The organism is Sphaerospermopsis reniformis (assembly GCF_005402885.1).
GTDB classification, from domain to species: Bacteria; Cyanobacteriota; Cyanobacteriia; order Cyanobacteriales; family Nostocaceae; genus Sphaerospermopsis; species Sphaerospermopsis kisseleviana.
In genome coordinates this window covers 1-7,144 of the sequence record NZ_BJCE01000264.1, presented here as the reverse complement: position 1 = coordinate 7,144, position 7,144 = coordinate 1, and the positions used below count along the sequence as shown (strand labels likewise).

Below are 7,144 nucleotides of genomic sequence, written 5' to 3'. Positions count from 1 at the left end.
TATTACCTATTCGTAGTGTGGGCGTAATGGGTGATAAAAGAACCTATGCTTACCCCATAGTTTTACGGATAGTCACCAGTGAAGATGGAATGACAGCAGACTGGGCGCGTGTACCTTATGATGTGTTAGAGGCAATTTCTACCAGGATCGTTAATGAAGTGAAAGGTGTTAACCGTGTGGTGTTTGATATCACCTCCAAACCACCTGGAACTATAGAATGGGAATAGGTGACAGTTGACAGGTGACTGGGGAAGAAAATTTTAGATTTTAGATTTTAGATTTTAGATTGGAGTTAACAAAAACAATCCAAAATCCAAAATCCAAAATCCAAAATCCAAAATCCAAAATACATAACTCCTGCCTCCTGCTATAATATAAGAAACTTGGTAATATTAAATCTAGTGAAAATGAAATTATCAAGAATGTAAATTGAGGCTAGTATAAATATGACACAGGAATTAATAGACCTCAGAAATAGTATTTTAGAACAGCGTTATACAGATGCGTTAGCTATAGTAGACGAATTAGAGGGAATGAGTAGACAAGCAATTTTTAGGAATATCCAATCATTCCTAGTAAGATTAATAATTCATTTGATTAAAAATCAAATAGAAAAACGCTTAACTAATTCTTGGGCAAATTCAATTCGTGGTTCAGTTAGAGAAATAAAAAAAATAAATTTACAGGATAATAAAACCTCCTATTATGTGAAAATAGATGAATGGCAACCAATTTTAGAAGATGAATTTGAAGAAGCCATTAGAGATGCCAGTGAAGAAGTAATAAATGGTATTTACAGCCCCTTTCAACTGACAGAAATGGTAGATAAAGAACAAATAATTGAACAAGCAGAAAATTTATTAAGACTCACTTATAATTACTCAGTTAAAGAGTTGCCAGCAGTCATTGATAATTATTTAACTCAATTACCAGGTGGTGAAAATTGGAAATTAGGAAAAAAATAAAATTAACTCTCTTACCTTTGCGTTATTTGCGGTTTAATCATATCAAGACCTGATAGAACTTGAAGAATATTTGATTAACTATTTCCTACCTCTTAAAAAATACTTTTTCAGCAACCCCTAATTATGTATGATTTCATGTATGATTCAATCTTATGAACAACAAGGAAATATCATATTTCATGGTGACACAATTAACGTTTTAAAGAATCATATTTCCTCAGAATCAGTAGATTTAATTATTATTGATCCGCCTTATAATATAGGTAAAAAGTTTGGTGATTTTCATGATAAATGGGAATCTGAAGCAGAATATTTAAATTGGTCCTATCAATGGTTAGATGAGTGTGTTCGTATTCTCAAACCAAATGGCACAATTTATGTAATGTCTAGTACCCAAGCAATGCCTTATTTTGATATTTACTTGAGAAAAAAATTAACTATTCTCAGTCGGATAATATGGCATTATGACAGTTCGGGAGTTCAAGCTAAAAAATACTTTGGTTCAATGTATGAACCCATTTTATATTGTGTGAAAGATAAAAATAACTATACTTTTAACGCAGATGATATCAAAATTGAAGCAAAAACTGGTTCACAACGTCAATTGATTGATTACAGAAAATCTGTTCCCACTGCTTATAAGACAGAAAAAGTTCCTGGGAATGTTTGGTATTTTTCTCGTGTGAGATATAAAATGAAAGAATATGAAAATCATCCTTCACAAAAACCAGAATCATTAATAGAAAGAATGATGTTAGCAAGTAGTAATGAAGGAGATTTAATACTTGATCCCTTTGCGGGGACTTTTACAACTGCTGCTGTAGCTAAACGTTTAGGAAGAAAATCTATTAGTATTGAACTGCAAGAAGAATATTTAAAAATTGGTTTAAGACGAGTTTTAGCATGGACAGAATATCAAGGAGAAAAACTTTTATAAAACCAAAAAAATCAAATATACAGGAGTAGAATGACTAATAATCAATGGTTAATAGGTAAAGAATTTCGCTTTGAGGCAGCACATAAGTTACCTTACCATGACGGCAAATGCGCCCGGTTGCATGGACATAGTTGGCGTGGAGTCGTTTATATATCTGCTAATACCTTAGTGCAAGAAGGTGCTAAACAAGGAATGGTGATGGACTATTCAGATCTTAAAAAATATCTCCAACCCTTACTAGATAATTATTTAGATCATTATTATTTAAATGAATCTACGGGTTTGGAATCACCAACCAGTGAAGCAATTGCGGCTTGGATATATGAGAAATTAGAGGAAGCGGGATTACCAGGATTAACAGCAGTGAGAATTGATGAAACTTGTACATCTATCTGTTTGTATTCTAAAAATCGCAGATCAGGCTGGTTAAATTCTGGTGAAAGTTTGAATTTACTGCTGTCTCGTGAAAGTGATGATGACGGTGATGTTAATTTAACAACCATCATTTAACTAGAAATTGGCAATTTAATGGTGAAAGTAGCGCCCTTATCCACACCAGGACTAGAGGCTTCAATTGTACCTCCGTGTAATTCTACTAAATGACGAGCGATCGCTAAACCTAGTCCTAAACCGCCTTTTTTATGATTGCGTTCACCTATGGTGGAGGATAGCCCATCGCATTGATGATAGCGTTCAAATACGAAGGGTAAAAACTCTGGACTAATACCAATTCCTGTATCACTAACCGTAATTTGAGTATATTTGAGTTTTGTAACTTGATCGTCAACCAGTGACAGTTTCACTTTCACCCTTCCCCCGGAAGGAGTGAATTTAATAGCATTGGCAATTAAATTACCCAAAACTTGCAGTAAGCGGTGAGCATCTCCCCTAATAGGTGGAATTGACTCAGCAATTACTGATTCTAGGAAAATATTTTCAGCTTTTGCAGTTGGATAAGCAGTTTCTATAGCTGTATTCACAATAGACACCAGATTAACTTGACTGACTTCAAGCTGTAGCTTGCCCCGTAGGATGCGGGAAATATTCAGCAAGTCTTCCAAAAGTTTGGCTTGGGAGTGAGCATTTCGTTCAATAATTTCTAAGGCACGATTGATAGTATGTGTATCTAAAGGCCGAGTTCGCAGTAAGTTTGCCCAACCTAAAATTGCATTGAGTGGCGATCGCAAATCATGGGATACCATCGCCACAAAGTCATCTTTTGCTTGGTTCGCTTGTTCAGCTTCCAGACGGGCAGCTTTTTCCATTTCTAAAAGCCGGACACTTTCTGCCTCCAACTGCTTGCTATCTTCAATATCTGTACTCGTCCCAAACCACTTGACAACCCTTCCCCACTCATCCTTAATGGGTACTGCTCTCACTAAATACCAGCGATAAACGCCATCATATCTTCTCAAACGCTTTTCAAATTCATAAGGTTTCCCTGTCTGTAAAGCTGTTAACCATGCTTCCATCACAATGGGAATATCATCTGGATGCACTATTTTAGTCCAGCCATATCCTATCACTTGCTCAAGGGTTTGTCCTGTAAAATCTAGCCACCTTTGATTGACATGAACGCATTCACCCTGAGTATTCGCTATCCACACCAATTGAGGTATGGCATCAGATAAGTAACGGTATGATTGTTCACTTTGGCGCAATGCCTCTTCAGTTTGTTTGTGTTGCGTTAAATCCAGAACAAAGCAGACACTATAGCCATTTTTTTCACCTTCTATCAAGGCAATTGCTAATAGCACTGGTATACGAGAACCATTTTTGTGAAAATACTGTTTTTCAAAGGGAGTGCAAATTCCCAAAGTTTGTAGTTCTTGAATTTTTTGTTGGTCTAGATTTTTGTATTCTGAAGGTGTCATCATATCCCAACGAATACTGCCATTTGCAAATTCTTCACGGGTGTAGCCCAATATTTTCAGAAAGGCATCATTAGCTTCATAAATTTGCCCACCGATGTCACCAAAATAGATACCAACTATATTAGATTCGACAATTCTGCGGAATTTGGCTTCACTTTGCCGCAACCGTTCCTCTGCTTGTTTTTTTTCAGTGACATCTCGCCAAGAAACCACACAGCCATCTTTCATTTTGGCAATACGAAAATCAAAATATCTAGCTAATTGCTTCTGTTTAGATTTGCAGATAAATTGTTGGGATTCTTTCATTACAGGATTGCCTGTTTCTATAACTCGGCAATATTCATTAAATATACCGCTAGTTCGATAAGCAGGGAGTATTTCACACAGTCTTTTATCTATTATTTCTTCTTTTGTGAGTCTGTGACATTCACAAGCTGCTGCATTTACATAATCAATGCGGAAATCAATTATTTCACCGTTTTGGTTGCGAATGGCCGAATAAATGCCAAAGCAATCGAGCATATTTTCTACAGAAGTACGAAAACGCTCCTCACTGCGTTGTAATTCCTGACTTAAATTAACGTTTTTAATAGCTGAATTGACGGTTGAACATAAGAGTTCTGCTGTTGTTTTACCTTTGACTAAATAATCTTGAACACCACTTTTTATAGCTTGCACAGCAACCGCTTCATTGCCATACCCTGTTAACATAATTACTGCTGGTATATTGCCCTGAGTTTGCTGTTTTAATTCTGTAATAAATTCTAATCCATTTAAGTCGGGTAACACAAAATCTAATAAAATTCCATCAGGTTGAAACTGCCGACATAAAGCTAATGCTTCCTGTCCCAATTCTTCTTCAAAAATTGTGTAGATATATTCCTGATCCTGCTGGAGATAACGACGATAAACTTGGCGATCTTCAGGGGAATCATCAACAATTAAAACAGTTCGTGGTTGCACCATAGTTATTAGTTAAAAGTCTCAGGAAGAATGACAATATCTAGCCAATAGGTTAAAAAAACTTGAATAGTTTTGATTAGTCTTTTGATATCTATAGGTTTCAAGATATAACTAGCAACCGAGTATTGGTAACATATATCAATATCCTTGGGATTAGAAGAAGTGGTGAATATAACGACAGGAATTTTTTTTAAATTTTCATCCTGTTTAATTTGTTGTAAAACTTCTCTACCATCAGTTCCTGGTAAATTCAGATCCAGTAAAATAATTGCTGGATGGGGATAAGTTTGGATGTCACCATATATGCCATTATGATATAGGTAATCGAGGGCAGTAAATTACTAATGAGATGATTACTAATGATATTGTTCTGATTTATTTGATTCATAATTTATGATTATACTTACTGATAATTATGGAAAATCAATGTATAAATTATCTACACACAAAGGACGTAATAAAATACATTGGTAGAGAATTTAGAAATTTATTTTTTTACACAATTTTTTACAATCTTTGTTTATGGAAAATCTATTGAATCATATTAATATTATACCGAATCAAGGCAAAAATTTTGTGTTTTTGGAGCAGGGTTTAAATCTCCGTACAATAAGCCTCCTGCCTTCTGCCTCCTGCCCCCTGCCTTCGTTAAGTTGCTCCATTTTCAAAGGTAATACTTTCAGATTTGTATGCTGGTGGCTCAACATGAATTAAAATTCTCACTGGACTAAAGCGTTGTTGTAGTTGACTTTCTACTTCTTCGGTAATATTATGAGCAGTTTCTACATCTGGTGCATCTACTATTAAGTGCATTTCTATAAAAACTTGACGACCCAAAACACCACGAGAAGCGATATCATGGCAATTAATTACTCCAGGAACAGAAATTGCGATCGCATGAATAGCTTCAGGTGCGATCGCTATCTGATCCACCAACCAAGGTAAATTCTCTTTTAAAACTGACCATCCACTCCAAAATACTAACAAAGCTACGGGAAAAGCTAACACCACATCTAACCATTGAAAATTTAACCACCAAATTCCTATTAACCCCCCCAACACAGAAATAGTCACCCACACATCACTCATGGTATGTGTAGCATCAGCAATTAAAATTGAACTACCTACCCGCCTACCAACATTACGTTCATAGAACGCCACAAATATATTTACTCCTAATACAATTAGCAATAACCACAACTCAGAACCCGATATTTTCACAGTTGAACCACCTTTAATAATTCTCTCAATAGCTCCTTGGAGAATTTCAAAACAAGCTATACCTAAAAACGCCGCTATTCCTAAAGCTCCCACAGCTTCAAATTTATGATGTCCGTAGGGATGCTCTCGATCTGGACGGGGGGAAGAAAATTTACTAGCAACTAATCCTAAAACATTATTGGCGCTATCTGTCACACTATGCAATGCGTCAGCCAACAAACTCAGAGAACCTGTTGAGTACCCCACAAATGCTTTGAGTCCCATTACGAATAAATTGAGGAGCAGAGTAATAATTAAAACTTTTTTAACTTCCGCACGGTTATCGTAAGTCATAGCACATTGATCATATCACGATCTATAATTTCTATTTTAAGACCTAAAGCAAAAATAAACACAAATAAAATGTATCAAAGTCTTACGCAGTAACGAATATTCTTCTCCATAAACTCTCAATTTTTCGCCCAATTATTGAGATTAATTTTAAATAAAGTCAGCTAAAATCCCATACTCATAAAAAAATTGTCAATTGTCAATTTTCAATTGATAATATATGTAATTACTAAGAAGTTTTAATCAAAAAGCCCTATGTCTTCTACCCCTTTAACATTAAATCTAGGAGATGGTTCTATATCTTTTAGTTTCTCACCCGCAGCAGCAAGAGAACTAAAAGCAGCAATAGATCAATTAATGCTCAGTCTCAAAGCTGTTGCAGCTAAACCTACACCTGGTAGTAAAGTTACTCCCCAACCTCCTTTAGAGTATCGCTACACAGGAGAGGTATTTTTAGAAGTTTTTTGTAATCCCAATATCTGGCCTACTCCCTTTGCAGCAAAAGTGCTGTTAACAGTTCGTAATGTTGGTATTCGCTTAACCACAGAAGCTGAACTCACTCGCATGATTGAGGATATTAACCAGTATTTAGAACAGGTGGGATAGGTGACTGGTGACTGGGGACTGGGGACTGGGGACTGGTGACTGGGGACTGGTGACTGGCGACTGGTGACTGGTGACTGGTGACTGGTGACTGGTGACTGGGGACTGGCGCCTGTGGACTGATGACTGGTTCCTGTAGCCCGTATCCCCTGTTCTGCTGCTTGGAGACTGGAGCCTCGATACCCTGGACTGGTTTCTGGAGACCGGATGCCGGGTTCTGGTTGCTGCGAACTCGTGAATGATGATCTGGG

General features: G+C 36.5%; 7 protein-coding genes and 2 pseudogenes. 5 read left to right on the top strand and 4 right to left on the bottom strand.

The annotated features are described in order from the left end of the window. The 4 genes from FFR48_RS23690 to queD form a co-directional block, all read left to right on the top strand. A partial coding sequence (locus FFR48_RS23690; protein WP_443096398.1) for a GMP synthase (glutamine-hydrolyzing) occupies nucleotides 1-227 on the top strand: 227 nt, incomplete at its 5' end. A gap of 219 nt (nucleotides 228-446) precedes the next feature. Next, nucleotides 447-965, top strand: a complete 519-nt coding sequence (locus FFR48_RS23685; RefSeq protein ID WP_137669061.1) for a DUF29 family protein — start codon at nucleotides 447-449, stop codon at nucleotides 963-965. Nucleotides 966-1,092: 127 nt separating this feature from the next. Continuing rightward, nucleotides 1,093-1,902 carry an adenine-specific DNA-methyltransferase gene (yhdJ, locus tag FFR48_RS23680; RefSeq protein WP_371851480.1) on the top strand — a complete coding sequence of 270 codons (810 nt, stop codon included), beginning with the start codon at nucleotides 1,093-1,095 and terminating at the stop codon, nucleotides 1,900-1,902. Between the two features lie 30 nt (nucleotides 1,903-1,932). Next, nucleotides 1,933-2,412: a 6-carboxytetrahydropterin synthase QueD gene (queD, locus tag FFR48_RS23675; protein WP_137669059.1), complete on the top strand. Its 480-nt coding sequence runs from the start codon at nucleotides 1,933-1,935 to the stop codon at nucleotides 2,410-2,412. On the opposite strand, the gene FFR48_RS23670 is transcribed toward queD, so the two are convergent. From FFR48_RS23670 to cdf31, 3 genes and pseudogenes are all read right to left on the bottom strand, one after another. Continuing rightward, nucleotides 2,409-4,742, bottom strand: coding sequence for a PAS domain S-box protein (locus tag FFR48_RS23670; RefSeq protein WP_137669058.1), 2,334 nt, complete (start codon nucleotides 4,740-4,742; stop codon nucleotides 2,409-2,411). The two genes, queD and FFR48_RS23670, sit on opposite strands and share 4 nt — an antisense overlap. A gap of 5 nt (nucleotides 4,743-4,747) precedes the next feature. Beyond that, nucleotides 4,748-5,071 (bottom strand): annotated as a pseudogene (locus tag FFR48_RS23665) (response regulator); the annotation flags it as partial. Nucleotides 5,072-5,387: 316 nt separating this feature from the next. Further along, entirely contained in the window at nucleotides 5,388-6,293 is a 906-nt protein-coding gene (gene cdf31 / locus FFR48_RS23660; protein ID WP_096568305.1) for a CDF family zinc efflux transporter Cdf31, read from the bottom strand. A gap of 252 nt (nucleotides 6,294-6,545) precedes the next feature. On the opposite strand from cdf31, the gene FFR48_RS23655 reads away from it, so the two are divergent. Beyond that, nucleotides 6,546-6,896: a hypothetical protein gene (locus FFR48_RS23655; RefSeq protein WP_096568307.1), complete on the top strand. Its 351-nt coding sequence runs from the start codon at nucleotides 6,546-6,548 to the stop codon at nucleotides 6,894-6,896. Here FFR48_RS23655 and FFR48_RS23650 read toward each other — a convergent pair. Beyond that, nucleotides 6,868-7,144: pseudogene (locus FFR48_RS23650) on the bottom strand (hypothetical protein); the annotation flags it as partial. The gene FFR48_RS23655 and the pseudogene FFR48_RS23650 overlap by 29 nt on opposite strands.

Excerpts from the sequence above, each read along its gene's own strand:
- FFR48_RS23655 (WP_096568307.1), top strand. The coding sequence starts at position 6,546 with ATGTCTTCTACCCCTTTAACATTAAATCTAGGAGATGGTTCTATATCT.
- cdf31 (WP_096568305.1), bottom strand. The coding sequence starts at position 6,293 with ATGACTTACGATAACCGTGCGGAAGTTAAAAAAGTTTTAATTATTACT.
- queD (WP_137669059.1), top strand. The coding sequence starts at position 1,933 with ATGACTAATAATCAATGGTTAATAGGTAAAGAATTTCGCTTTGAGGCA.
- FFR48_RS23670 (WP_137669058.1), bottom strand. The coding sequence starts at position 4,742 with ATGGTGCAACCACGAACTGTTTTAATTGTTGATGATTCCCCTGAAGAT.
- FFR48_RS23685 (WP_137669061.1), top strand. The coding sequence starts at position 447 with ATGACACAGGAATTAATAGACCTCAGAAATAGTATTTTAGAACAGCGT.
- yhdJ (WP_371851480.1), top strand. The coding sequence starts at position 1,093 with ATGATTTCATGTATGATTCAATCTTATGAACAACAAGGAAATATCATA.